The sequence below is a fragment of the Aureimonas frigidaquae genome (assembly GCF_001463905.1).
In the GTDB taxonomy this organism is placed as follows: domain Bacteria; phylum Pseudomonadota; class Alphaproteobacteria; order Rhizobiales; family Rhizobiaceae; genus Aureimonas; species Aureimonas frigidaquae.
Window position 1 is genome coordinate 242791 of the sequence record NZ_BBWR01000012.1, and the last position, 25330, is coordinate 268120.

The 25330-nt window shown below is 60.9% G+C and carries 28 protein-coding genes, 1 pseudogene and 1 riboswitch; of the genes and pseudogenes, 22 read left to right on the forward strand and 7 right to left on the reverse strand.

The window, feature by feature from the left end; genetic code table 11:
- Positions 1-13 precede the first annotated feature (13 nt).
- From AUL30_RS13640 to AUL30_RS13665, 6 genes are all read left to right on the forward strand, one after another.
- Positions 14-592 carry a DUF805 domain-containing protein gene (locus AUL30_RS13640; protein WP_062228436.1) on the forward strand — a complete coding sequence of 193 codons (579 nt, stop codon included), beginning with the start codon at positions 14-16 and terminating at the stop codon, positions 590-592.
- 3 nt (positions 593-595) lie between these two features.
- Positions 596-1021 carry a superinfection immunity protein gene (locus AUL30_RS13645; protein WP_062228437.1) on the forward strand — a complete coding sequence of 142 codons (426 nt, stop codon included), beginning with the start codon at positions 596-598 and terminating at the stop codon, positions 1019-1021.
- Between the two features lie 112 nt (positions 1022-1133).
- On the forward strand, positions 1134-1964 hold the full coding sequence (locus tag AUL30_RS13650; RefSeq protein ID WP_062228438.1) for an HpcH/HpaI aldolase/citrate lyase family protein: 831 nt from the start codon (positions 1134-1136) through the stop codon (positions 1962-1964).
- Positions 1965-2041: 77 nt separating this feature from the next.
- On the forward strand, positions 2042-3115 hold the full coding sequence (locus tag AUL30_RS13655) for a mandelate racemase/muconate lactonizing enzyme family protein (RefSeq protein WP_083507928.1): 1074 nt from the start codon (positions 2042-2044) through the stop codon (positions 3113-3115).
- A gap of 16 nt (positions 3116-3131) precedes the next feature.
- A complete protein-coding gene (locus AUL30_RS13660) occupies positions 3132-4667 on the forward strand; it encodes an acyl-CoA carboxylase subunit beta (RefSeq protein ID WP_062228440.1) in 1536 nt (511 codons plus the stop codon).
- An 11-nt stretch (positions 4668-4678) separates the two neighbouring features.
- On the forward strand, positions 4679-6877 hold the full coding sequence (locus AUL30_RS13665; RefSeq protein WP_062228441.1) for an acetate--CoA ligase family protein: 2199 nt from the start codon (positions 4679-4681) through the stop codon (positions 6875-6877).
- Here AUL30_RS13665 and AUL30_RS13670 read toward each other — a convergent pair.
- From AUL30_RS13670 to AUL30_RS13680, 3 genes are all read right to left on the reverse strand, one after another.
- Entirely contained in the window at positions 6874-7797 is a 924-nt protein-coding gene (locus AUL30_RS13670) for a TrmB family transcriptional regulator (protein WP_083507930.1), read from the reverse strand. The two genes, AUL30_RS13665 and AUL30_RS13670, sit on opposite strands and share 4 nt — an antisense overlap.
- Positions 7798-7894: 97 nt before the next feature.
- Positions 7895-9265 (reverse strand): acetyl-CoA carboxylase biotin carboxylase subunit, encoded by a 1371-nt coding sequence (locus AUL30_RS13675; RefSeq protein WP_202814503.1) that lies wholly within the window; start codon positions 9263-9265, stop codon positions 7895-7897.
- Positions 9266-9268: 3 nt separating this feature from the next.
- Positions 9269-9490, reverse strand: a complete 222-nt coding sequence (locus tag AUL30_RS13680) for an acetyl-CoA carboxylase biotin carboxyl carrier protein subunit (protein WP_062228443.1) — start codon at positions 9488-9490, stop codon at positions 9269-9271.
- A 140-nt stretch (positions 9491-9630) separates the two neighbouring features.
- Here AUL30_RS13680 and AUL30_RS13685 point away from each other — a divergent pair, with 140 nt between their 5' ends.
- From AUL30_RS13685 to AUL30_RS13705, 5 genes are all read left to right on the forward strand, one after another.
- Positions 9631-10473 (forward strand): FAS1-like dehydratase domain-containing protein, encoded by an 843-nt coding sequence (locus AUL30_RS13685; protein ID WP_062228444.1) that lies wholly within the window; start codon positions 9631-9633, stop codon positions 10471-10473.
- Positions 10470-11219 carry an SDR family NAD(P)-dependent oxidoreductase gene (locus AUL30_RS13690; protein WP_202814504.1) on the forward strand — a complete coding sequence of 250 codons (750 nt, stop codon included), beginning with the start codon at positions 10470-10472 and terminating at the stop codon, positions 11217-11219. The genes AUL30_RS13685 and AUL30_RS13690 overlap by 4 nt, the downstream gene beginning before the upstream one ends.
- Before the next feature lie 300 nt (positions 11220-11519).
- On the forward strand, positions 11520-12356 hold the full coding sequence (locus tag AUL30_RS13695) for a tripartite tricarboxylate transporter substrate binding protein (RefSeq protein ID WP_062228446.1): 837 nt from the start codon (positions 11520-11522) through the stop codon (positions 12354-12356).
- Entirely contained in the window at positions 12353-12877 is a 525-nt protein-coding gene (locus AUL30_RS13700) for a tripartite tricarboxylate transporter TctB family protein (protein WP_062228447.1), read from the forward strand. The genes AUL30_RS13695 and AUL30_RS13700 overlap by 4 nt, the downstream gene beginning before the upstream one ends.
- 7 nt (positions 12878-12884) lie before the next feature.
- On the forward strand, positions 12885-14381 hold the full coding sequence (locus AUL30_RS13705; protein ID WP_062228448.1) for a tripartite tricarboxylate transporter permease: 1497 nt from the start codon (positions 12885-12887) through the stop codon (positions 14379-14381).
- A gap of 4 nt (positions 14382-14385) precedes the next feature.
- On the opposite strand, the gene AUL30_RS13710 is transcribed toward AUL30_RS13705, so the two are convergent.
- Positions 14386-14799, reverse strand: coding sequence for a PaaI family thioesterase (locus tag AUL30_RS13710; protein WP_062228449.1), 414 nt, complete (start codon positions 14797-14799; stop codon positions 14386-14388).
- A 1005-nt stretch (positions 14800-15804) separates the two neighbouring features.
- On the opposite strand from AUL30_RS13710, the gene AUL30_RS13715 reads away from it, so the two are divergent.
- The 5 genes and pseudogenes from AUL30_RS13715 to AUL30_RS13735 all read left to right on the forward strand — a co-directional run.
- Positions 15805-16329 (forward strand): hypothetical protein, encoded by a 525-nt coding sequence (locus AUL30_RS13715; RefSeq protein ID WP_157070152.1) that lies wholly within the window; start codon positions 15805-15807, stop codon positions 16327-16329.
- Positions 16310-17629 carry a nucleotidyltransferase gene (locus AUL30_RS13720; RefSeq protein WP_157070154.1) on the forward strand — a complete coding sequence of 440 codons (1320 nt, stop codon included), beginning with the start codon at positions 16310-16312 and terminating at the stop codon, positions 17627-17629. Before AUL30_RS13715 ends, AUL30_RS13720 begins: the two co-directional genes overlap by 20 nt.
- A 345-nt stretch (positions 17630-17974) precedes the next feature.
- Positions 17975-18253, forward strand: a complete 279-nt coding sequence (locus AUL30_RS13725; RefSeq protein WP_062228452.1) for a hypothetical protein — start codon at positions 17975-17977, stop codon at positions 18251-18253.
- The gene (locus AUL30_RS13730) at positions 18253-18624 is read left to right on the forward strand and encodes a Shedu immune nuclease family protein (protein ID WP_062228453.1); all 372 of its coding nucleotides are present in this window, start codon (positions 18253-18255) and stop codon (positions 18622-18624) included. The genes AUL30_RS13725 and AUL30_RS13730 overlap by 1 nt, the downstream gene beginning before the upstream one ends.
- Positions 18625-18639: 15 nt before the next feature.
- Positions 18640-18945, forward strand: a pseudogene (locus AUL30_RS13735) (hypothetical protein); the annotation flags it as partial.
- A 214-nt stretch (positions 18946-19159) separates the two neighbouring features.
- Here the strand turns inward: AUL30_RS13735 and AUL30_RS13740 are convergent.
- The 3 genes from AUL30_RS13740 to AUL30_RS13750 all read right to left on the reverse strand — a co-directional run bounded on the left by AUL30_RS13740 (position 19160) and on the right by AUL30_RS13750 (position 21305).
- Positions 19160-19711, reverse strand: coding sequence for a recombinase family protein (locus tag AUL30_RS13740; protein ID WP_062228455.1), 552 nt, complete (start codon positions 19709-19711; stop codon positions 19160-19162).
- A 205-nt stretch (positions 19712-19916) separates the two neighbouring features.
- Complete coding sequence (crcB, locus tag AUL30_RS13745; protein WP_062228456.1) at positions 19917-20348, reverse strand: fluoride efflux transporter CrcB; 432 nt, start codon at positions 20346-20348, stop codon at positions 19917-19919.
- Between the two features lie 57 nt (positions 20349-20405).
- A riboswitch (Fluoride riboswitch) is annotated at positions 20406-20469 on the reverse strand.
- A gap of 32 nt (positions 20470-20501) precedes the next feature.
- Entirely contained in the window at positions 20502-21305 is an 804-nt protein-coding gene (locus tag AUL30_RS13750; protein WP_062228457.1) for a substrate-binding domain-containing protein, read from the reverse strand.
- A gap of 187 nt (positions 21306-21492) precedes the next feature.
- On the opposite strand from AUL30_RS13750, the gene AUL30_RS13755 reads away from it, so the two are divergent.
- The 6 genes from AUL30_RS13755 to AUL30_RS13780 all read left to right on the forward strand — a co-directional run bounded on the left by AUL30_RS13755 (position 21493) and on the right by AUL30_RS13780 (position 25307).
- Positions 21493-21909, forward strand: a complete 417-nt coding sequence (locus tag AUL30_RS13755) for a nuclear transport factor 2 family protein (protein WP_062228458.1) — start codon at positions 21493-21495, stop codon at positions 21907-21909.
- 7 nt (positions 21910-21916) lie between these two features.
- Positions 21917-22432, forward strand: a complete 516-nt coding sequence (locus tag AUL30_RS13760; RefSeq protein ID WP_062228459.1) for an RNA polymerase sigma factor — start codon at positions 21917-21919, stop codon at positions 22430-22432.
- Positions 22429-23241 (forward strand): anti-sigma factor family protein, encoded by an 813-nt coding sequence (locus tag AUL30_RS13765; protein WP_062228460.1) that lies wholly within the window; start codon positions 22429-22431, stop codon positions 23239-23241. Before AUL30_RS13760 ends, AUL30_RS13765 begins: the two co-directional genes overlap by 4 nt.
- A 9-nt stretch (positions 23242-23250) precedes the next feature.
- Positions 23251-23889 carry a uracil-DNA glycosylase gene (locus tag AUL30_RS13770; protein ID WP_062228461.1) on the forward strand — a complete coding sequence of 213 codons (639 nt, stop codon included), beginning with the start codon at positions 23251-23253 and terminating at the stop codon, positions 23887-23889.
- A gap of 97 nt (positions 23890-23986) precedes the next feature.
- Complete coding sequence (locus AUL30_RS13775; RefSeq protein ID WP_244490828.1) at positions 23987-24523, forward strand: RNA polymerase sigma factor; 537 nt, start codon at positions 23987-23989, stop codon at positions 24521-24523.
- Positions 24516-25307: a hypothetical protein gene (locus AUL30_RS13780; RefSeq protein ID WP_157070156.1), complete on the forward strand. Its 792-nt coding sequence runs from the start codon at positions 24516-24518 to the stop codon at positions 25305-25307. Before AUL30_RS13775 ends, AUL30_RS13780 begins: the two co-directional genes overlap by 8 nt.
- Positions 25308-25330: the final 23 nt, after the last annotated feature.

Here is a 25330-nt window from a genome sequence, read left to right on the forward strand (position 1 = left end):
AGGGCCGAGCCTTATGAGTGCATACCTTTCGGCCATGAGCCAATACACCACCTTCTCCGGCCGGGCGTCACGGGCTGAGTTCTGGAAGTTCACCGGCATCTACATGCTGGGCGCCCTGATCATCATTTGCATCGAGACCTTCGTGCTCGGTGTGCCAGAAGACAGCATCACCGTGTTCTACGCGATCTACATGCTGGTGCACGTCCTGCCCGGGATCGCCGTCACGGTCCGACGCCTGCATGACATCGACCGCAACGGGGCATGGTTCCTGCTCCTGTTCACCGGCATTGGCATCATCGTGCTTCTGGTGTTCATGCTGATGCCCAGCATACCGGGCCCGAACCGCTTCGGCCCTGCGCCCGATGCCTTTGCCGAGCCGACCGGGCAGCGCATCGACCCGCACGATCACCGCATCGACACGTATGGCCACGCCTACGCCCCCGAGCAGCCTCACCAGCGCGCGCCAGCCGCCCAAGGCGACCCGATTGCCGAAATCGAGCGCCTTGCCCACCTGCGGGCCGCTGGCGGCCTCACCGATGCCGAGTTCGAAGTGCTGAAGGCGCGCGCCCTGTCGCGGCTGACCGCGAGCTAGGCCATGACAGACGAGGAACTCGGCATTCTCATGATCACCGGGCTGGTGATCTTCATCGGGTTCCTGCCGGTGTTCATCGCCTTCCTGCGGGGCCATCCCAACCGGTGGCCCATTCTCATTCTGACCGTCGTCGCCGGGGCGACCTTGGTAGGATGGCTGATCGCCCTGATCTGGTCGATGAACGCGATCCACCGGAGCCAAGGCCCGATCGCCAATGGCGGGGAGTCCGGCCTGAACCTGTTCGCGAACGATGTCCCAGCCCGCGCGACAGTACCTGAGGCGCCACAACCCTCACGGTCGGACAGGAAAGGCGCGCCAGTCGAAGCTGTTGCCGGTCAGCTGGAGCGGCTGACGGACCTCCACCAAACCGGATGGTTGACCGACGCAGAGTTCACAAAAGCAAAAGCAGCATTATTAGAGCAGTTCTAAAAAGCTCTGCGGACCAGATGCAGGACTTCAGACGCTAATTAGTACCCGATCAATAATAGGAGTTGCATTTGCTACAACTGTCTACAATAGTTGCGGTGATTTGGAGGACAAAATGGCCATTAAGGGAAAACGTAGTGCGCTGTATATTCCCGCTTCGAATGAGCGCGCGATTGGAAAGATCGCGTCTCTAGCATGCGACATCGTCATTCTGGACCTTGAGGATGCTGTCGCGCCGGATCGTAAGTCGTTAGCCCGTACAAACGCCGTTGCCGCATTCACGTCGAGTTTGGAAAGCGGCCGAGAAGCATTCATTCGCATCAACGCCATAGACAGCGAAGAATTCGAACAGGACGTGCTGGCGCTTCGTCAAACGACAGCGCCGGTGGTTGTACCGAAGGTCAATTGCTCAGACGACCTTCGGACTGTCGCCCGACACCTGCCTGATCGTCCGATTTGGGCGATGATAGAGACGTGCCTCGGCGTGCAGAACATCAACGGTATCGCCGGGGAGTCCAGGAACCTCCCACTCGCAGGCCTCATCATCGGAGCCAACGACCTTGCAAAAGAGATGTTTTGCCGGCTCGATCGGTCACGACGGCCGATCTGGCCGGCCCTCAGCATGGCCGTCATGGCAGCAAGAGCCAACGGCCTGGATATCCTCGATGCCGTATTCAACCGCATCAAGGATCAGGAAGGCTTCGAGACGGAATGCGCAGAGGGCGTTGAATTCGGCTTCGACGGAAAGACCTTGATCCACCCGACGCAGATCGAACCCTGCAACCGGATATTTTCGCCCGATGCTGATGATATCGCATGGGCCGAACGGGTCGTTTCTGCTTTTTCCAATACCGAGAATGCCTCGGTGAATGCGCTGAACATCGACGGGCAAATGGTCGAACGGCTTCATCTCGCCTCCGCCACGCGCGTCCTATCCCGCCGATAGCGGGAAACCGGAATACGCCTTGTTCACCCGTCCCAATAGTAGTAGCAATAGCAACAACTGATTGTCGGGAGGCAGACATGATTATTCGCCGGATGGTTTTGAGGCGGCTGGACCTTCCCCTGACGCGTCCATACCGGCTGGCCTATCGAACATTCGAGACCTTCGAGCCGTTCATGGTGGAGATCGAAGATGAAGACGGCCGCCGTTCGGTTTCCGACGCTCATGTGTCGCCGGGCTCGAGCGCCGAAACACGCGACGGCGCGTGGCGCTTTCTGCAGCAACGGGCGAGCGCGGCTATCGGCCGGCCTGTCCGGGAAGCGAAGGCCGAGATTCTCGATCATTTCAAGACAAGCAAGGTAGCAACGACCGCTCTCGTGACGGCGATCGAGATCATGGAAAACAATTTTCATCTCCAGATCGACGACAACGTGTCGCTTCCTCTCCTTGCCCCGGTCAACGCGTTGGATGCTGCCGGTATCGAGCAGGAGATGGAGAGCGGGATCGCCCGCGGCTTCGCGACCTTCAAGGTCAAGGTCGGCAAGGATGTCGCTGCCGATCTGCTTCGTGTTGAGATGATCCGCAAGGCCGTCGCCGGGCGTGCGACGCTGCGTCTGGATGCCAACCGCGCCTTTAGCCGAGACGACGCGGTGGCCTTCGCCGCGCGCCTGGACCCGGAAGGCATCGAACTCTTCGAGCAACCCTGCGATGCCGATGACTGGGCAGCCAATACGGCAGTTGCAGAGGCATCTCCGGTTCCTCTCATGCTGGATGAGCCGATCTGCACGCTTGCCGACATCCGGCGTGCCGGCGAAATCCCGAACGTTGGTTTCTGCAAGCTCAAGCTCAAACGCTTTGGGGGGGTCGACCGCCTGGTGACCGGGCTGCGGGCGGTGCGGGAGAACGGCATGGAACCCGTCCTCGGCGATGGCCTCGGCAGCGAGTTGCACAACTGGTTGGAAGCCTGCGCGGCGCGCCGCGAGATCACGAATGCAGGCGAGTTCAACGGCTTCCTGAAACCGAAGGAACGCCTTTTCCGAAATCCGATGCCGTTCGAAGCCGGAGAGATCCGCTTGCCGCCCGGATACCGGCCCGAACTCGACGAACAAAAAATCGAACGGGCAACGCGCGAGCAAGCCGTTTTTCAAGCCTGATACTGGAGGAAACGCAATGGGTCATGACGCCTTGATGGCAGAACTCGACCAACGACGCGCCAAGGCGCAAGCGATGGGTGGCGAGGACAAGCTTGCCAAACGGCGGGAGCGCGGGCAGCTCAATGCGATGGAACGCCTCGATGCGCTTGTCGATGAGAACACGTTTTTCGAAATGGGTTTGCTTGGCGCGTCGGCTGTCTACGAAAGCGATATCGCCGGCACTCCGCGCGACGGCAAGCTGACGGGATTTGCCAGGATCAACGGTCGCGATGTCGGAGTGGTAGTGAACGAGTTCACCACCAAGGGCGCGTCGACTAGCGCGACCAATTCGAAGAAGATGGGGTATATCCGCAAGACGTGTGTCGAACGCGGCCTGCCCTTCGTGCATATCGGGGAATCGACCGGTGCGCGCCTGCCCGATGCCATGGGCTCCAAGGGTATGGGCCAGTTGCTCGGCAACGACACGACGCAGTTCAAGCGCATGCGAGAAACGCCGTGGGCGGCAGCCGCGCTCGACACGTCGTTCGGCTCCTCTGCATGGATGTGCTGTTGCTCCGACTTCACCGTCATGCGCAAGGGCTCGATCATGTCGGTTTCCAGCCCGCGGCTGGTATCGATGGCCATCGGCGAAAAGGTCGACCTCGAGGAACTCGGCGGCTGGCGCATCCACGCGGAACAGACGGGCCTTATCGACCAGTTCGTCGACACGGACGAAGAGGCCATGGCGGCCATTCGGAGCTTTCTTTCGTACATGCCATCGCACAATGGCGAACTGCCCCCGGACAGCGCCGTGACGGAAGGCTCCGGCGAAGACCAGGAAAGCATTCTGGACCTCATTCCGGAAAAGCGGACGCAGGTCTACGACATGAAGAAGGTCATCCGGGTGATCTTCGATCGCGGCAGCTACTTCGAGATGAAGCCGCGTTTCGGCAAGTCGGCGACGGTCGGACTTGCCCGCCTTGCCGGTAAGGTCGTCGGGATCGTCGCGAACAATCCCCAGGTGGGCGGCGGCGCCCTCTCCGCCGAAGCCTGCCGCAAGATCATCGAATTCACGGTGCTCTGCGACAGTTTCAACATCCCAATCATCCGCCTCATGGATACGCCGGGCTTCGTCGTCGGCACCGACGCGGAGCGCCGCGGAGCCCCCGGCCACATCATGAATTTCATGAATGCGACCTGCATGACGACGGTACCGCAGGTTACCGTCATCTGCCGCAAAGCGTATGGCCGCGCCTATGTCGCCATGGGAGGCGGCGCCCATAACGACGCCATGATTGCTTGGCCGATGGCCGAGGTTTCCTTCATGGATCCGGTCTTCGCGACGTCCATCGTCCACAACAAGACCAAGGATGACGACGGCTTCGAGGAAGCGCTCGCCCATATCCAGAAGAACCTGGAGATCTGGGACATGGCGCGGATTTTCTCCGCCCACGACGTGATCAAGCCGCAAGAGACGCGGTCCTATCTTGTCCGCATGCTGGATATCCAGCGGCGCAGGCGCTCCAACGGCATCGGACAACATCTGATGCGCACATGGCCCACAAGCTACTGAGAGGTTTCCGGATGAACACGCACGAACGGCGCGGCGCCGATTATCTCATCTCGATGGCGCGGGCGCAGAACCGCAACTTCCTAAGTGAAGCAGACGGCAAATCCCTGCTTGCGGACTACGGTGTACGAACGCCTCTATCGCTTGTCGTGGACGATGCGGCAAAGGCGAAGGAAGCACTGGCCGGGAAATCCGGGCCCTTCGTCGTAAAGGTCGTCTCACCGGATATCCTGCACAAATCGGATGCCGGCGGCGTAGCGCTTAACCTCGGGGATGCGGATGCGGTCGCGGCCGCAATCGCCGAAATGTCGCGCAAGGAAGCTATAGCGGCTGCGCGCGTGGAGGGCTGGCTGATCGAGGAGATGGTCCAGCCGGGGCTGGAATTGGTCGTCGGCGGACTGCGGGATGCTCAATTCGGACCGATGATCATGGTGGGCCTCGGCGGCATCTTCGTGGAAATCATCCAGGACGTGGTCTTTCGCCTTTGCCCCATCACCGAAACCGAAGCACGGGATATGCTCGCCAACCTCAAGGGTGCCGCGCTGCTGACCGGCGCTCGGGGACGGGATAGAGTGGATATCGACGCGATCGTCGCGGCCATGCTGCGTATTGGCGGCACGGACGGATTGCTGACGCAGCGGGACGACATACTGGAACTCGATATCAACCCGTTGATCGCATCGCCATCCGACGCGGTGGCGGTCGATGCCCGCATCATCCTGACGGACCCATCCAAAGCGGAAACGCCACCTGTGGACAAGTCCCGAACGGGATCGCCGAGTGAGGAGTTTCGCCCGCTTTTCGAACCGGCGACAGTGGCCGTCCTTGGCGCCTCCACGAAGGATGTCGCGATAGCCAACACGTTCATACGGCGCATGAAGGCGTTCGGGTTCGGCGGGGAGATCTATCCGATACACCCGCACGCCGAGCAGATAGAGGGCTTGATGGCCTATCCTTCCCTGGGGCAAACCCCGCAACCCGTCGACTATGCCTACGTGGCGATCGGAGCGGGGCGCATTCCCAACGCGTTGCTGGCAGCCGATGGCAACTGCAGGATCGCCCAGGTCATCTCGTCCGGCTTCGGTGAGATCGAAGAAGGCCGTGAACTGGAAAACGAACTTCTCGCCAAGGCCCGGCAGGGCGGCGTTCGGGTGCTGGGTCCCAACTGCCTCGGTACATACTCGCCACGCGGGGGCCTGACGTTTCCGTCCGATGCGCCCCGCGAAACGGGTTGCATCGGCGTCGTATCCCAATCGGGCGGCCTGTCGACCGACATAATCAAAAGGGGTCAGTGGCGTGGCCTGCGCTTCAGCGGCCTCGTCACTATCGGAAACAGCGTCGACGTCGAGCCGCACGAACTGGTCGAATACTATCTCGACGATCCGAAGACCAAGGCCATCGGGCTCTATCTGGAAGACATCAAGGAAGGGCGGTCCTTCTTCGAACTGATGCGCTCGGCAAAGGCGACCAAGCCGGTCGTTATCCTCAAAGGCGGGCGGTCCGCCCAGGGTCGGCTTGCCGCAGCCTCCCATACCGGCGCGCTCGCAGGCAATGATGCAGCCTTCGAGGCGCTGCAACACCAGGCGCCCATACTGCTGGTTTCCACCGTGGACGCCTTTATCGATACGCTGCTCATGCTGCAGCACTGGGAACTTCATGCAGATCGTCCGACGAAAAACGTCACCCTCTTCGGCAATGGCGGTGGCTCCAGCGTCCTCGGCACGGATGCATTCGCATCCGTCGGACTGGACGTCTCGCCATTCGGCCCGGCCGCACGCGGTCCGCTGGACGCCATGGCTCTTCCACCGGGGTCCAGCGTGGCCAATCCGATCGACACACCCGTGCGGACCCTGCAGGAGAAGGACGGCTGGATCGCCGGCGAGATCCTGGACCTCGTCTACGCCCACGCAAAGCCCGACGCGGTGGCCATGCATTTGAACCTGGCCGCCTTCGTTGGCCGCGGCAGCGTCGATCCGATCGACAATCTCTTTACGGTCATCGAGCAAACCCAGCGCAAATGGCATAATCAGGCGCACTTCGCCCTGGCCCTGCGGACCGACGGATCGGCCGAGCTGGACGAACGACGAAGGCACTATCGCGAGAAGGCCTATGAAGCGAATGTCCCGGTTTTCGACGAAATACCGGCAATGGCCCAGGCGTTGGCCGGAATCGGCCATCTGGAGCGGCGGATGGCCGCCCGTCGGAAAGCCTAGGACAGACCTCGCACAAGATCGGGTCGCTTCGCCGGGGCAGCCGTTGACCCATCGAGGCCGGTACGCCGCATAAAGGACGCTTTCTGCTCATCTGAAAAGTAAGCAAGGCGCAGGTCACGGAGATAGGGTCCGAAGGTCTCGTCTATCTGTGGCCCCAGCGCGGAGAAGATTTCCGCCATGTAGTAATCGTGGCGGATCAGCGAGCCCGCCATGGTGACAACTGGCCGGTTTCGCGTGGTGGCAGCCACGACATCGCCATCCATCGTTGCGGTCAGCATCTCTTCCTGGTCGACGGCAAGTGTAAACAGATTGTCGGCCGTGCCCATGCGTACGCCATTGCTTTCGTGGATGTAGACCCGGCAATTCTCGGTAAAGCGGAATTCCTCGGGATCGGACCCGAACAGCACGATCAGCGTTTCGACACCGCGCTCGGCCGCCATGCGCAGGGCATTCGTATGTCGACGCAACACGTCGTCGGCCGCTTTGATCCATAAGGTCTGACGCGCTTCGGCAATCAACGCTTCGATCCGGTCGTGGACGGCCTCGTCTCCCTGCAAGGTCCAGACATGCTGGTCGTTTCTTGCCGGTGTCAAGGCAGACAGCCGGTCGGCGATGGTCGAGCAGAGGGAGCGTGTCTGACGCGAGATTGTCTCGAACAGTTCCTGCGGATCGGCGGGAGCGTAGCGAACCGGACTTTCGCTTATCGGCAACACCGCGCCGCGCTGTGTCAGGGCATCCAGCGCATGATAAGTGTTCGGACGCGGAACGTTCGAGTTCTTCGATACTTCATAGGCGGTGGCGGGGTTCTGACGCAGAAGTTGTACATAGACCCGGGCCTCGTATTCCGTGAAACCCAGCCGCCTGAGGTCCGCCACCAGTTCGCTTCCCGGACCCTGTGTTACTGCGAGTTTGCCGGCCAATTCTGGTCTCCTTATTTCCCCGACAGTCTAGCAGGTCGGGGCAGCCGCTCCAAATACGGCAAGCGGCCCCATGGAGCTTCATATAAGGCCCCCGCGATCAGGCCGCCAGAAGACGATCCTTCGCGCTCTCGATGAAGCCAGTATGGACATCGCCCGCCGAAAAGTCCGGGTCGGACAGACAGGCGATCAGGAAATCCCTGTTCGTTCGGATGCCCTGGACCTCAGTCGACCGCATCGCAGCCACGGCCGCATTCCGCGCGGACTCACGTGTTTCACCCCATACTATGATCTTCGCGATCATCGGGTCGTAGAAGGGCGTGACCGTGTCGCCCTGGCGGTAGCCGGTATCGACACGCAGAAACGTGCCTTCCGGCGGCAGCCGAAACAGCGTCAGCGGGCCCGGAGACGGCATGAACATACGCTCCGGGTTCTCGGCATAAAGGCGGCATTCGATCGCATGCCCCCGGACCTCAATTGCGCTTTGCTGCATGGGTGCGAGGGTGCCTTGCGCCAGCTCGATCTGCCATGCGACCAGGTCGACCCCGGTGACCATCTCGGTGACCGGATGCTCGACCTGAATTCTGGTGTTCATTTCTAGAAAGAAGAACTCGAACGTCGCGGCATCCACGATGAACTCGACCGTCCCCGCGCCCCGGTATCGCGTTGCCCTGCACAGATCCACCGCGGCTTGCGCCATCTGCCGGCGGACGGTTTCGGGCAGGCCCGGGGCGGGGCTTTCTTCGATCACCTTCTGGAAGCGCCGCTGCAAAGAGCAGTCGCGTTCGAACAGATGGACCGCCTCTCCGTTGCCGAATCCGAAGACCTGAATTTCGATATGACGCGCTTTCGGCACGAATCGCTCCAGGAACACGGCGCCGTTGCCGAAACTCTTTGCGGCCATGGACTGGGTCGCCGCTACCACCTCTGCAAGCCCGTCAGGCGTTTCCAGGCGCTTCATACCGATGCCACCGCCGCCGCCGGCTGCTTTGACCAGAAGAGGAAATCCGACCGCCGCCGCCGCGTCCTCGAGGCGGGCATTGTCGCCGGGTTCGAACCGCTGCGACCCTGGCACGACAGGAACCCCAGCACGAACGGCGATGTCCCTGGCACGCTGCTTGTCACCCATGGCCCTGATGGTTTCAGGGTCAGGCCCCACCCAGATAAGACCCGCCGCGGAGACCGCGTCCGCAAAATCGGCATTCTCGGACAGGAAGCCATAACCCGGGTGAATGGCGTCCGCCCCCGAATCCAACGCAGCGCCTATAATCTTGTCGGACCGCAGGTAACTGTCGCGGGCAGAAGGCGGGCCGATCGCAACGGCCTCGTCAGCGCCCAAGACGTGGGCTGCAGCATCATCCGCTTCCGAGAAGACCGCAACGCCCGCAATTCCCATATGCCGGCAGGTGCGCAAGACGCGCAAGGCGATCTCTCCGCGATTGGCGACGAGAAGTTTCTTGATTGTCGTCATCGTTCACGCCTCGATCCTTGCGACCACGGTGCCCTCTGTCACCGTGTCCCCCTCGACAACGAGGATATCGCGGACTGTGCCACCCTCCGATGTCGAGACGGGAATCTCCATCTTCATCGACTCCAGAATAAGGATTGGCTCGTCCTCCTCGACCGTCGCGCCCACGGTAACGAGAACCTTCCAGATATTGCCCGTGATCTCGGTCTTGACCTCAACGATCGCCATTATCTTTCCTCCCTGATCAGCAACGGCACCGGACAAGCCGGCTTGACGACAGGATCATTAGAACTGATAGTAGCTGCAATAGCAACAACTACTGTTGAAAACGCATCGGGGTCTGATGGTGATCAATTGGGAGAGTCTGCATGGATGGGTTCCACGACTGGATTGGGCGCGAACAGGTCCAGGAAGAGCGGTGCGACGCATGGCCGATGCGCGGGCTTGCCGCTCTTCTCGATCATGAGGCCGTCCCGGGGCCAGGCGATGAAATTCTGCCGCTGGCTCATTGGCTGCTGTTCGCCCCGAGCGTCCCCCAATCGCGGATCGGGAGCGACGGTCATCCGCAGCGGGGCGGCTTCCTGCCACCCATCGCACAGCCTCGCCGGATGTGGGCGGGAAGCGATATCCGGTTTATTGCGCCGATCCGGATCGGCGATCATGTCCGCAAGACCTCCCGCATCGCCGGCATAGAAGAAAAGGTCGGCCGAACCGGCACGCTTGTGTTCGTGACCGTAGAGAACGTTTACGAAACCGACGATGGGCCAGCGCTGAGCGAGGCGCAGACGCTAGTCTACCGCGAAGCCCCCCCTCCCGGCGAATTGCCGCCAGGGGCAAGGGCCGCCCCGACCGAAGCCGAGTGGACCGTCGACATCGAACCGGACCCGGTCCTTCTGTTCCGATACTCGGCGGTCACGTTCAACGCTCATCGCATTCATTACGACGCCCCGTATGCGAACGAGATCGAAGACTATCCGCGGCCGGTGGTTCACGGGCAACTCATCGCCACGCTAATGCTGGACGGCCTGGGTTCGCGCAGGCGAGGCGAGCGGCTGCAACGCTTCTCCTTTCGCGCGCAGCGTCCGCTTCTATGCGACACTCCGTTCGCGGTCGAGGGCGCCCGACCGGGGGAGGACGGCGCCGTGGCACTGTGGTCGCGGACGCGGGATGGTGCGCTGACCTTGAGCGCGACGGCGGAGTTCGCAGCATGAGCGCGGCGTCGATGCAGGGACGAGTTGCCTTTGTTAGCGGGGCATCACGCAATATCGGCAGGGCAATTGCCGTTGCCCTGGCCAGGACAGGCATTACGGTGGCCGTCGGCGCGAGAACCGACAGCGACGATCTTCGGGAGACGGTGCGGCTTGTCGAGGCTGAAGGTGCCCGGTGCCTTGCCGTCACGGCAGATCTTTCAACGTCCGCGGCATGCGAAGCTGCCATCGCAACGATTGTCGGCGAATATGCGAGGCTCGACATTCTGGTCAACAACGCCGCGCTTCGCTCCAATGTGCCGTTGGAGCAGATCGATGACGAGACATGGTGTCGCGTTCGATCGAGCATTCTCGACGCGAGCTTCTACACGACCCGCAGTGCCGCACCTCTGCTGCGACAGAGCCCGGCAGGCAGCATCGTCAATATCGGCGGCGTTGCCGGGCATGCGGGTATCGGTGGGCGGGTCCATGTCTCGGCTGCGAAAGCGGCGATCGCCGGGCTGACCCGTGCCGTGGCGTCGGAGCTTGCGTCGAGTGGCGTTACCGCCAACTGCATCGCCCCCGGCCGTATCGAGACCATCCGCGATGGCCCCCTGCCCCCGCATTTTCTGGAACGCGATACGCCGCTGGGGCGTGGAGGTACACCGGAGGAAGTTGCGGCGCTGGTTGCATTCCTGGTCGGCCCTGACGCGCGATATCTTACTGGACAGACCTTCCACCTGACCGGTGGATGGCACATGGGCGGATAGTGGTGAGTACTTCGAAAAGATAGTTGCATCAAATGCAACTACGGTTCATCATCTTGATATCGTAGACCCCGGACGCGGTTGGGTCGCAAGCCGGCTTCAGCGAAACTCCATTGAAAAGAACGATATGAGCGTCGGCAAGACGCCGTCTCCAGGGAGGAAGCAATGATAACTTACAGAATAAATCGGGCGATACTCGCGGGCTTGCTACTTGCAATTCCTTTTGGCGCGTTCGCTCAGGACTATCCTGATCGGCCCGTGCGTTACGTCCTTCACGTCACGCCCGGTGGCGCGACGGATGTTATGGCCCGTCGCCTGTCGATCGAGCTCGAGAAGGAACTCGGCCAGCCCTTCGTTGTGGAAAACAAGGCCGGCGGCAGGGGAGCCACACAGCTGGCCGACGTCGCAAAAAGCAAACCTGATGGTTACACGATTGCATCGGTTACCTCGACGCACATCGGCGCGATGAACCAGACGCTCAAGCAGTACAATGTCGACAGCTTCGACTGGGTGGCGCGGCTTGCAACCGAGCCATACCTGGTGGCGGTGCCGGCGGACAGCGATATCCAGACTATGCAGGATCTGGTCGCGAAGGCGAAGGAAGCCCCTGGCACCCTTGTGATGGCCGGGTTCGTGCGGGGCTCCGGTGGACACTTCGCATGGGAACTGATGGCCAAATCAGCCGGGCTGGACTCCAAGTCGGTGCGCTGGGTTCCGTATGACAGCGTCGGCGATGCGGTTACGGCAACGCTCGGAAACCATGCAAATGCGACGATCGCCTATGTCGACCTGGTCAAGAGCCATGTCCAGTCTGGGGCGTTGCGCGTTATCGGGATCATGTCGAAAGAGCGCGTTCCGCAGCTTCCTGACGTCCCCACCCTTGCCGAACAGGGCTTCGACGCCGATACCAACTGGCAGCAGATGCGTGGCATCATCGGCCCCAAGGGGATGCCGGACGCGGTCAAACAGACCCTTGCCGACGCGGTGAGCGCTGCCCTGAAAGCACCGGAGATGACGGAATACTTCGAGGAATCGTCACTGCTTCCGGCCTTTCTGGGACCCAAGGATTTTACCGCATACGCCACGCGTGAGGATGAAACGACGCGAAACATGATGCAGCAGTTGGGGCTGACGCAATGAAAGCCTCTTCGGCGAGCCTTCGAGCATACGACGGTGACGATGCCGGTGGAGAACTCCCACCGGCGCCGACCGTATCGGTTCGTGCGGAATGGGGCGATATCGTCGTCGCCTTGGCCATACTATGCATGGCTGCGTGGTTTTTCGTGACGGCTGGAACGCTCGAGGATTACTCAGGCGAAGGCATCGGCGCGGCGGACTTTCCGACTGGCATAGCCGCTCTGTTGGGCATCGGGACGTTGATCATCATCTCGGCTGCTCTTCGCCGCCTTGTCGGTGGCGGCACGCGCGGTGGAATCACGGTCCGTCGATATGTCCACGTCGCCCTCGGCATGTTGCTTCTGGTCGCGTTTCCGTACCTGATGGAACACTTCGGCTACTACTCCGCAATGGGCGTCTGGCTCGCGGCGTTCCTCGTCTTGTGTGACGTCCGCAGACCCATTCCCATCATATTGTATGTTGGGGGATTCCTCCTCTTCACCAAGCTCGTCTTCGAGATCCTGCTCGGAACGCCTTTGTCGTGAGGTCACCATGCTCGACGGTTTTCTTCTAGGCCTGCATTCGTTCACCTCCCTGGCCGTCGTGGCGGGGCTTCTTGGCGGCGTTCTCGTCGGCTATCTGGTCGGCGCGTTGCCGGGCTTGTCGGCCGGGGTCGGAATGGCGCTGCTAATCCCATTCACATTCGGCCTGGACCCGGTCGTTTCGGTTGTCATGCTGGTGACGCTTTACATGGCGTCCGAGTATTCCGGTGCCATTCCCGCCATTCTTGTGAACACGCCCGGCGAACCGTCGTCCGCGGTGACCGCGCTTGACGGGTATCCGATGCGCCTGCGCGGCGAGGCCGGACAGGCGCTGACCCTGTCCATTCTCGGATCGGCGGTGGGTTCCGTCCTCTCCACTATCCTCCTGGTCCTGACGGTCAGCTGGATGACGAAGGTGGCATTGGCCTTCGGCCCGGCAGAGTATTTTGCTCTCGCGGTACTTGGCCTCAGCCTTGTCTCGACGCTTTCCGGCCACTCGGTGATACGCGGCTTTGTCGCGCTCCTTTTCGGGCTCCTGCTGACGACAATCGGCACCGACCCGGTCGATGGCATACCCAGATTTGCCTTCAACGACGGGCTCCTCGGCGGCATACCGTTCATCGCAGCCCTAATTGGCCTGTTCGCACTCTCGGAAGTCCTGGTGATGCTGGAAACCACGGACGAGAAGCCGGCGCCACTGAAGGCGATGTCCGGCGTTCTTGGCCAGTTCAGCCTGTTGCGACCGCATGGCGGCAACATGGTTCGGTCGACCCTTATCGGCTACATCCTCGGAGTCATTCCAGGGGCTGGCGCAACGATCGCTTCCCTGACCGCCTATTCGGTGCAGCGACGCATATCCAAGTCGCCGGAAACGTTCGGAAAAGGAAACCCGGAAGGTCTCGTCGCCGCCGAGACAGCCAACAACGCGTGCATGCCAGGCGCGCTTGCGCCGATGCTGGCCCTCGGCATCCCCGGCAAGGCATCAACCGCAGTGCTTGTCGGGGCTTTGGCAATCCATGGCGTGCAGCCCGGCCCATTGATTTTCAGCCAGCATCCCGAGGTGCCGTATTCGATTTACGTCGCGCTGCTGCTCGGCATGCCGTTCATGGTTGCGCTCGGCCTTTTCGGCTCGCGCCTGTGGGTCAAGCTTACTCTCATACCACGAGGCGTCGTCGCGGCGATGGTGTGTGCCACGTGCCTTCTCGGAACCTATGCCGAGTCGAACGACATCTTCAGCATATGGATTGCCGTCGCCTTCGGTATTATTGGCTACGTCCTGCAGAAAGTCGAAATAGAGCCGGCGCCGATCGTCCTCGCTTTGGTGCTCGGATACATGATGGAATCCAACTTCAGGCGCGCCCTTGTCGGCTCAGGCGACGACTATGCCGTTTTCGCGACAAGCCCCATCTCGCTCGTATGCCTGATCCTGGCCGTTATCGTGTTCGTTCTCCCGTTGATCGGAAGCCTGATGTCCAGGCAGCCCGACACGTCGCAGGCCGGAGACTGACGGATTAGGGGGCTGGGTTCACACCCAGCCTCTTCCAGATCCCCTTTGCGGTCGCAATCGTTCGATTGCCCGCCATCAGTTCGCATTCCATGAACACGATGGAAGACGTCGATCTAACGATCGTCGGCCGGGTGGTCACGACCTCGTCGATTCCGCATTGAGAAACGAAATGCATGTCGAACTGAATCGTGGCGATCGGCTCCGGTCCGAACGCGTCTCTTATGGACTGGCCCATGGCGCGATCGGCGAAGGTCATCAACATGCCGCCCTGCACCGCTCCGCGTGTGTTGCGATGTTTGCCCTCGGTCAAAAACCCATAGAGCGGCACAGATCCGTCGCGCTTTACGAAGATGGGGCCGACATGGCCGATGAAGCCGTCATCCGGCATCGGTTTCCAACCCTCCTCGGCAGCGAGCATCCTCACCTCCCACGGTGTGCTTTGCATTGAAGGCATAACAGCTCTGTCGATTCGTAGCTGCTATCGCGACTACTTTATCTGTAAGACGCTGAGGATGGAAATCGCGAGCAGGCGAGAAAAGCGATGTCGAGCACGATAGAGAAGTTTCAGCTGACTGGCGTACGCATGGCCCCAGTTCAAGGAGTATTATACATACTCGCTCTAATAAGAGTGGCGGGAGCTTTGGAAAGACGCCGCACTCCAAGCGCCAGAGACACCGCGACAATCAGGGTTAATTTATCTTGACTATGTAATATGCTGTAAACCATTAACATCAGCGTATACCCTGAAGTTGGGTACTTGATGACGTGCTAACGCCGTCACATCCGGTTCGGAATTCCAAGATGTGACACAGAGAGCCGTTAGTTCAAACGCTGAGGTTACAATCAGTGCCCTTCGTAGCTGGGGCAAGCCACTACAACCGCTTTGCGCCCCTTCTCGGTCGTTCACGGCACGCCTTCCAATTCCTGGAAGCGGACATCAGGCCAGCCACGTCAACTTTCGCTCAACGATTGAGGTGACTTCCAAGCATGCTCTAGAACGATCATGGCTCGGTGCGCTATGGGTAGTCTCCTTGCTTTTAATCCTTTTTACGTGCCGCCCGCATATTTGGAAGACCGCGAACGGCGGGGTCTGCGAAAGGCACACCCAAACCGAACCATAGTAAGCGGTTTGTGAAACGTCAGGTTTCTCCGGTTGCGGTCGTAGGAAGAGCGTGCCGTTCGTTCAGATTGAACTCTAATGGGATTCGCTCGTCGCCGGCTGTGTCTGCGGCGCGTGTATGCATTACGCGATGGGCGAGGCAGCGAACGTTGAGCGTGAAGCTTCCATCAATTTGAGCTTTGCACTGCATGCTGAGCGTGGCACGCGGCGCTTTCGTTGGGGATACCGCGACGATCTCCTAGACCGAGAGCCGTATGGCTATGATACTGGCAATGCACCGTAACGTTATGCTGCAGGTTGTTGATGCCTTACTGGCCGCAGGTCAAAGCATTTCTGGACGTTGTCGGCTACGTGTCGACTGCAGTGGTCCTGGTGGGCGCACTATACGGTGGGTATCTCATCTTTTCCGGGTTCGTTCCCGTCCTGATCCGTCTGGGTAACGGGCTGACGAAGCGCAAAATCGCGATCTTCGCCAAGGGTGATGCCTTGAGTAGTCTCACCGCTCTCTTCGAGGATTCCGATCTTTTCGATGTGAAGAACGTTGTTCCGATCACCGACGTCCATGATATCGGCCGAGCAGAGAAGGCGAGCATTTTTTTGGTGCATTGGCCGGACTGGACGGAAAACATCCCGCAGATCCTGAGCCGCAAGGGGGACCGAACAGCTCTCATCATCTACGCGCCGCAAGGCCGCGGGCTCGTCTCGAACGAGGTGATTGCCGAACTAGAGAAGCACCGCAACGTGGTCTTGGCGAACCTTCGCGGCCGCTTGCTCAATGATGTCGTCACAAGCTTGATCACGACCGGGTATGAGAAAGCAAAGAATTAGCGAGAAGCTGCGCACCTTCGCCAAGGATCACCTGTCGCCAACCGAGGCGGACCGACGGTTTGTCTCGCGCGTGTATGCAGCCGTCTGTGACGTGATCGGCGTGAATAACGCCTTGCAGATCGGCTCCTACCCACGCTTCACCGCGATCCGTCCGCTGCATGACTTGGATGTCCTTTACATCCTTGGCGACTGGAACCCGTTGGAGCATGATCCGTCGTCAGCCTTACGGGAGTTGGAGCGGCGACTGCTGGACGAATTCGAGAACCCGACGTCATACAGGGCCATGATCGAACTTCAGACGCATTCCGTTACGATCAGGTTCCTGGATGGCGAGGACGAGGTTTTCGCCATCGACGTCGTTCCGGCTTACAGGCATGGTCGCAACGATCGAGGCGAGGACATGTATGTGGTGCCGGAGATCGCCCGGGCCTCGCGCAGCGAACGCCGGCGCATCCGTGCCGCCGTCGCTCGCGGCGAGCGCGAAATGGCTTGGATCCGCTCGGATCCGCGCGGATACATCGCCGTCGCCCGGGACATGAACGCTACCAACTCAGACTTCCGGAAAGCCGTGAAGATTGCGAAGGGATGGCGGGCCGCATGCAAGCGGCAGGATGCAAGCTTCGCGCTCAAGTCCTTCCACCTCGAACAAGCCATTACGCGGTGGCTCACGCGCAATCCCCATGCCGACATTTTCGACATGGTGTTTGCTGTCTTCTGTGATCTGCCGGACCTTATTCGTTATCCCCAAATTCCGGACCGGGCCGACCCGGCACGCAAGATCGACGACTATGTGCGCGGCATTACCGAGCAGGAGCGCCGGCAGATACTGGAAGCTCGCGACGGCTTCCTCATCGCGCTCGAGAACCTAGCCGAGCGGGATCCGGTCATCGCGTTGCTGCAGGCGCCGCGGCGCCGCCGTGCCAGCCCGAACGAAGCCTATCTGTTCGATCAGCGCATACCGGTGTTCTCAGAGCATGACTTCTCGATCATCGCCACGGCGCTGGAAAGACAGGGCAGCTTTCGGCGCTTCATCCTCGACATGATCGGCAGAATTCCTGTCGATCGCGCGATCGAGTTCCGACTTGGAAGTGATGCGCCCGAAGCGGATCTGTTCAAGTGGAAGGTCAAGAATGACGACGCTTCAGCACAGCCGCGTGGGGAAATCACCGATCATCGAACGCTGCAGGACCCGGAGCATACGAAGTTCCGCGGTCACCACCATGTGGAGTGCTTCGCTATACGCGATGGCGTTTGCGTTGGTCGAACACGACAGAACGTCGTGCTGGATGCAACTTGGTGAAGCCGACCGCCTGATGCCCACTCGCTTGACTCTTGGCAAAAGGCGCGCAGCTTCCTCCGGGTTTACGAACGGTCGAACGCTGTCAGGATATTGGCAGGGAAGCGTGGAAAGCGGCTACTCGATGCCCTTTAAATGGCGTCCGCTCCGCGCCCGATTATCGGCGTTCGGGGCGGTCTTTGATGACACTGTAAGCGGTCATATGCTCAGGATGTCCTCACGCCGTATAATGGGATCCATGCGCGCTTTGGAGATGCCTGCTAAGTAGACCCGAATTGAATAGGCGCGGTGGACGGCAATTGCGACATTCCCTAAATTGAACTCGCCTTCACGAGGGTATGGGAGTTAATGATGACCACGGTACAACGACAGGAGAATGGTTCAAGCAATCTGCGCGTGCTCATAAGCAACACGGCAGCGAACATGATCTCGTCGCTGTACCCGTTCGATAAGTCCAAGGCAAACGCCGTGCGGGCGAAGGTCCAGTCGAGCGTGCTTAACCCGGCGAAGATCAAAAGAATCGTCGGCGTCGATAATGCCTTCGTCGCGCGTGCCGGGGATCTGCGTGTGGTCTTCAAGAACGAGGGCGACTCAGTCGTTATTACCTCAGTCGTCGCGAAGAATTGATGGCCAAGCCCTATTTTAATTCCCACGATTTCAATTTAATGGGTGCGGAAGCTGAAGTAGCTGAATTCAAGATCATCCTTGAAACCAACACTGACCTTGCCGAGCGCAAACAGGTGCTGGAAAACTTCGACAAATGGCCCAATCTCTGCGCGATGATGGGGCAGTACAATAGTCGCTTGGGCATTGGCGATCTGATAAAGCGCGAGTTTCGGGTCACCCCCCATTTCAGAACCGATCTTACCGTCCGCCGTGCCGGCACCGACAACATCTGCCTGATCGAGTTCGAGGGCGCGTCCGATCGGCATATATTCGAAGACAGTGATCGCGGCGTCGACACTTGGGCGCGCCAATTCGAGAAGGGATTCAGTTAGGTAGTCGACTGGACCTGGGCGCTAGATCACTACCGCAAGATCGGCGATTACGTGGACGCCTTCGGCAGCGAGCGACCCAATATCGTAGGGGTGCTCGTGATCGGACGCTCATCCTCGCTGTCGACAGCAGTCCGCAAGGATCGATGGGAGTGGCGGCGGAACAAGGTCAAGGCCGACAGTTTCACGCTCACCCTCGTGACATTCGACGAGCTTTACCAAGACTTCGAAACGTGGATCGGCCTGAGAAAGATGGAGCCCGCAGTTCCCATGACGAACGGCGGCTTTCCCGCCTTTGGTCCCGGAAGCGGTCAGGGCGTCTGACGGCCATTCCGAACGTGAGCCACCGCGATATTGAACGTCTCCTTTGGGGCCGAACGCTAACGGTAGGCGGTAAAAAAAGGTCCGGTCTTCTTAAGGCATGCCGAAAGCGAACCACGGAGACTGCCGAACCAACCTTCGCCGTCCTCCGACAATGGCTGCTATCCGCCACATCTAGTGGGAAGCGGATTATCCGCTTACGGCCCCATTGCAGCCGTTAGGTCTGAAGCTCGCTGAGTATCCGGTAGACCTGCATGCGAGAACAGGCCATCTCGTTGGCGATTTGGCTGACCGGCACATTCGCTGCGGCCAGTTCCAGAACTTTCGCCCGGCTCACCCGGCGCTTGCCGCCCTGATAGATACCTTTCGATTTCGCGCGTTCGATGCCTTCGCGTTGCCGTTCCTTGATGAAGCGACGTTCCATCTGGGCAACCATGCCCAGCACGGTCAAAACCAAATGCCCCATCTCGCCGCGCGTTGAAACGTGCGGGTCAAGCACGGTTACGAACGCGCCCCGCTGTTCGCACTCGTGGATGACGTTCAGCACGTCGCGCGTGTCGCGACCAAGCCGATCAAGGCGGGTCACCACCAGTTCATCATCTGGCCGAAGGAAGTCGATGATCGTCGCCAGTTCAGCGCGCCCTTCACGCTTTGCACCAGACGCCTTCTCAGAGCGGATGATTGAACATCCCTCGGCGGTGAGCTTCGTCACCTGCAACTCGAGATCTTGGTCGAGCGTGCTAACCCGTGCGTACCCTATGCGTGCCATGTGTCACCTCAAGCTCTACGCCCGAGGCTACCAAGTCACAAATAGTCGCCGTCAACCCGGATGTTACGATTCATCTGTATCAAAGCGAGCATCACATCCGGGTATACCGTGATGTGTCGCGATGGCAGTTTCCGGTCCCACTCAAGAAGTGACGTGAGCCGTCGAAGCTGCTTTGAAGTGGATATTGTGGAGCGCCTCTCCAGACTCAAGCCTCCTCCTCGAGGTCGATCTGCGCGATACGCTGGGCGTTGTCATTTAGTCGGGCTGCAACGACGTGGCCAAGGCCGACTGCCGCCACGCATAAGATTACCGACAGGGCAACGTTCAGCGTCGCGCGCGGCACAGCGCCGACCCGCAGGAGATCGAGCGTCTGAAGGCTGAACGAGGAGAAGGTGGTGAAGCCGCCGCAGATCCCAATCATCACGAACAGACGAAGGTTCTCCGAAGCCGGGAAACGGCCCGAAGCGAGCGTGAGCGTCCCGAACAGCCCGATCGCGAAGGAACCCGCGATGTTGATGAGGATCGTGCCCCAGGGCAGATCACGGCTGATCGAAAGGGCGACAACCGAGATGGCGTAGCGCAAGAACGTGCCGAGCGCGCCGCCCAACATAACGATGACGCAGCTGGTGAAGGACATGCGGATCTCCTATCAACATGGGTGCGCATACTCGGAAAAATCCGAGCATGCGCCGCGGTTTCGATAGGAGTCATTAGCCCGACGCGGGCGGTTGCGGGGGAACCCCATCCCCGTAGCGATGGGATGGTAAAGCTCTCTCGCGAGGTTGGAAAGTCACCGCTCCCAGCCTTCCGTGCGCATCAAAGCCTGCGCCTCCGGTGTGACCAGAAAGTCGGTGAACTCCTTCGCCTGCGGATCGGCGTCAAGAGCGATCGCGATGTTCAGGTCGCGCCAGATGCGGCGGTCAGCCTCGATCGGCACAGCGTCCAGAACGTCGGCTTTCGTCACCGTCCAGTCAGGCCACGTGATCCAGGCGTCGGCATCGAGATCCCCGAACGCCTTGAAGCTGGCGCCCGAGCCCGTTGAGAAGCTGATGATATTGCGGCGGAAGCCTTCGATGTCGGACAGGCGCCCAAGGCGACCAGCTACATCCTCCCAGGTTCCCGTACCCGAAGTGTTCGAGACGCCCGAGCCCTCCGTGACGACGATCTTCATGCCCTCCTTCAGAAGGTCGTCGAAGCCCTGGATGCCCTTGGGATTGCCTTTCTTGACCGCGATCACTGTGGGGCGGACATAAATGGGCTCGACCTGGTCGGAGGAGAAGGTCTTATAGGTCTGCAGGAATGCCGTCATCGACTGCTCGGACGTGCCCCAGATGATGTCGGCATCGCCTTGCGCCTTCTTGGACCATGTCCCTTCCGGGCCGGCGGTGATTTCGACCGCGTTCCCAGTTTGCTGCGTCCAGAGGTCGGCAACCTTCTGGAATGCGGTGTGAGGCCCACCCGCACCATAGAGTCGGACGACGCCATCCTTCGGTTCGTGCTTGACGGCGGGATCGAACAGCGCGGTGTCTGCGGCCTGCGCGAAAGCACAGGTGGTTAGCAAGGCGCTGGCGGCAAAGACTGGAAGACGGAACATTTGAACTCCTGCGGTTCACATCGGTTGGTCATGGCCCTCAGCGGGGCGGCTTTAAGGGTAGACGCCGTCGACGGCTGTTTATTCCGTCGGGTGCGGTCAGATTTTTTTCGCCTATCGAAACGGAATAAGGTCTGCCCGGCGGCGTCTTGATATGGTCAGCAACCTTCAATGCCGAGGACAAACGCCTATGAAGACCCTTCTCACCGCCGCAGCCATCGCGACATCCATGGTAACAGCGGCGCATGCCGGCCCCGCCGCGGACATGGCGCAGGCCCGCATCGCCTCGATCGCCAAGGGCGACACCGAAACGGTTGCTGGCGCCTATGGCGAAGGCGCGACACTACACTGGATTGGCGGGCCGCTCGACGGCACCTACAAGGGCGCTGAGATAAAGGCGGTCTGGGATAAGTTCGCGAAAGCTCAACCGAACTTGACCGCCGACGTCATGGATGTCTCGGAGGCAATGAACCCGAAGGGAGCGACCGTCACCGCGAACGTCGTATTCTCGGGCAAGGACGAGATTCCGGTGCGCTACGTCATGCTATTCCGCGACGGCAAGCTTACCGATGAGATCTGGCAAGTCGATCCGGCGCTTGTGAAGTAGAGCCGTCATGAGCGAGGACGAGATCGCACGGCTTATCGAGCCGCTGATCCCCGGGTTGCGGCGTTATGCCTATGGCCTGATGCGGGACAACGCGGCTGCCGACGATCTCGTCCAGGACTGCCTGGAGCGCGCCGTCGGGCGTTGGCATCTGCGCCGCCCCGACGGCAACCTGCGGGCCTGGCTCTACACCATCCTGCGCAATCTCCATTTGTCCGCCCTGCGTCAGGGCCGGCGGCGCGGCGAGCACATCGGGCTCGACGACATGACAGAGACGGACGGCGTCGATGGCGGGCAGTTGGACAAGGCCGGGTTCCGCGACGTCATGAATGGCATCGGCGCGCTGAGCGATGAGCATCGAACGGTTCTCCTTCTCGTCGGCGTCGAGGATCTCAGCTACGAGGAGACGGCAAAGGTCATGGGACTGCCGATTGGAACCGTGATGTCGCGGCTGTCGCGCGCGCGTGAACGGCTTCGAACCTATCTCGACCACGGCGTCAAACCGAACCTTAGGAGGGTCAAATGAATAGCACCGACCTTCCCGTCGGCGAGGACGATCTCCAGGCCTATCTCGACGGACGCCTTACGCCCGAACGCCTCGCGGCAGTGGAACGCTATCTGAAAGACCATCCCTCGGCCGCGAGCGAACTCGAGCGGGACCGCACGCTTCTCGGAGAGTTGCGCGACCGTCTCGGTCCCAAGGCAGCCGAGCCCATCCCGACGCGCCTTCGCATCTCCAGCATCCGCGTCGGCGTGCGGCGTCGACGGCTGGCACAGTTGCGCTCGGTCGCCGCCGTCTGCGCCTGGCTCGCCATCGGAGGGCTCGGAGGCTGGATGGCGAACGGCCTGCTGGAAGCACCGAAGACCGATCCCGTCCGGATCGCCCGCATGGCCGATGACGCAATCTCGGCCTATCGCACCTTCGTGGTCGAGGTGGTCCACCCTGTCGAGGTCCGGGCCGACGAAGAGGCCCATCTCGTAGGTTGGCTGTCGAAGCGGTTGCGGACGCCGGTCACCGCTCCGGATCTCACCTCGCTTGGCTACCGCCTGATGGGTGGGCGCCTCCTGCCGGGCCTTTCCGGTCCCGCCGCAATGCTGATGTACGACGACGATGCGGGGACGCGACTGACATTGTACGTGAAGACCGATGAGACGGAGGATACGGCTTTCCAGTTCGTGAAACAGGACGGTGTCTCCGCCTTTCTGTGGCGCGATCGTGGCCTTGGCTATGTGGTGACAGCAGAGACGTCGCGCGAGGCGTTGATGGCGGTCGCCCGGCTTGTTTACGATGAACTTGAGCGGCAGCCGGCTACTGTGCCGGCGAACAAGCTTTGAAGGCGGCTCATGATGCTCGACGACATCGTGTCGGATCTTGCCGCGGCGACCGGAACATCCACCCTCTTCAATCCCTACGCGGATACCGACCGGGCAGTCGACGGTCCGAATGCGCCCTTGATCCGGTGCCGTAACCTTCGTTGCTACCTCGATGCCTTCATCGAGCGGGACGGCATCGACCTTTGGCTGGGTGAGGCGCCCTCAAGGTTCGGAGCCCGGCGCACCGGTGTACCATTCACTGGCGAGGGGCGCCTCGCCGACGTCTCGTCCCGGCTGGCCATCGCACCGCTTCAGCGGGCGACGGCCGATGCATCAACCGCGCGTCCCTCCGGCACCTCGCGGCAAATCTGGGGCGTGCTGCCGGCCCGCCTGCCCCTGTTCTGGAACGCAATTATGCTCCACCCCCATCGGTCCGGCACTCCGTTGCGCAACCGGACCCCGTCTCGCTCCGAGATTTCCCGGTCTCGCGACACGCTGGCGCTCCTTGTCGAAGCCTTCCGACCACGCCGTATCCTTGCGATCGGGCGGGTAGCCGAAGGCGCGGGCGCAGGGTTCGGAATTCCGATCACCTATGTTCGCCACCCCGCCCAAGGGGGTGCAGTGCAGTTCCGCGCCGGGGTGGCCGCGTTCCATCGCGTCACATGGTGACGGCAAGCGCCGTGGCGCGACGGTCGCACAACGGCCTGATTCATTGCCGTGTAAAGCTCACCGGCTTATAACCATTCCAGGGAGGAGAGCACGGAGGGTGACGGAAGAGGATCTCAAAGCCCATATCCTGGCCGATCGGGACGCCATGTACGGTTATGCCGTCACGCTCACGCGCGACCGTGAACTCGCAGCGGACCTGATGCAGGATTGTGTGGTTCGTGCCTTCTCCGCACGGTCAATTCCAATGCATGCCACTGCCTTGCGGCCCTGGATGTTCTCGATCCTTCGAAACCTCTGGCTGGATAGGCTCCGGGCACTGAAGACCGTCAGGCTCCATCGGGAAGCTACGCATGATCTCGACGCCTGTGAAGCGCCCATCTCGATGGAAACCGTCGTCGTGAATGTGCTGGCGGTCCGTCAGGCCATGCAGCTGCTGTCGGACGAGCACCGCGACGTTCTCGGGCTCGTCGACATTGCGGGGTTCAGTTATAAGGAAGCTGCTGATATCCTGTCGGTTCCGCATGGAACCGTGATGAGCCGCGTCTCTCGGGCAAGGATGGCAATGTGCGAATTGCTCTCGGACGACCGGGTGAAACAACTTCCGATGGCCGCTGGAAGCGAGTCCCGTGGCTGAGTTGAGCGTGGCCGATTTCAAGGCTCTCAGCGCCTATGTCGACGGCGCCCTGTCGCCGGCCGAGGCTGCACACCTTGCTGCGCGCATTGCAGGCGAACCGGCGCTCGCGCTCGCCCTTGCGCGCCTGTCCGCACTGAAGGCCGCAACGGCGTCCTGCCTGCCGAACGATGCGCGGCCCGACCTGCGCATGCCCGCAGCGCAATCGTCGATTTTCGCTCGACGGTCTGCGCGGAGGCCCGCCGTCGCCGTACTGGCAGCCTCCATCGGCGCCATCATCGTCGGGACACTTCTTGTGGTGACACTGCAAACGGCGCCGTTGTCCGGCGATCTTCAGGATCGGGCACAGGCGGAAACGTCCCTGACCATCGTCGACCGTCACGATCAATGGGCAAGCGAAACAGTTGCAGCTTCCGAGAACGTCGATATCCAGCGTTGGCCGACCGCGATCATGGCGGCGGCCCATTTGCGCCTGGCCCACATCGATGAGCAGACAAACAGCCATTCGGTCACGACGCGGCAGGAAGGTTTTATCGGCAGGAACGGCTGCCGGGTCAGCCTGTTCTCAGTTGCGCAGGCGTCTCCGCTCGAGGTCGGATCCATTGACGCTGACGTATCCATTGTTGCCTGGAGTGGCGAGGGCCGCCAGTTCGCGCTCGTCACGAGATCGATGGACAGCAAGCGCTTCGCCCTGCTGGCGAAAGCCGTCCGCGACGGCCAGTCACCATCCGAGCTACCTGCCGCGCTGATCGCGGCCGCACGGGATATGCCATCCACCTGTTCTTGACCTGAAAAATCGGTACTCCGGGA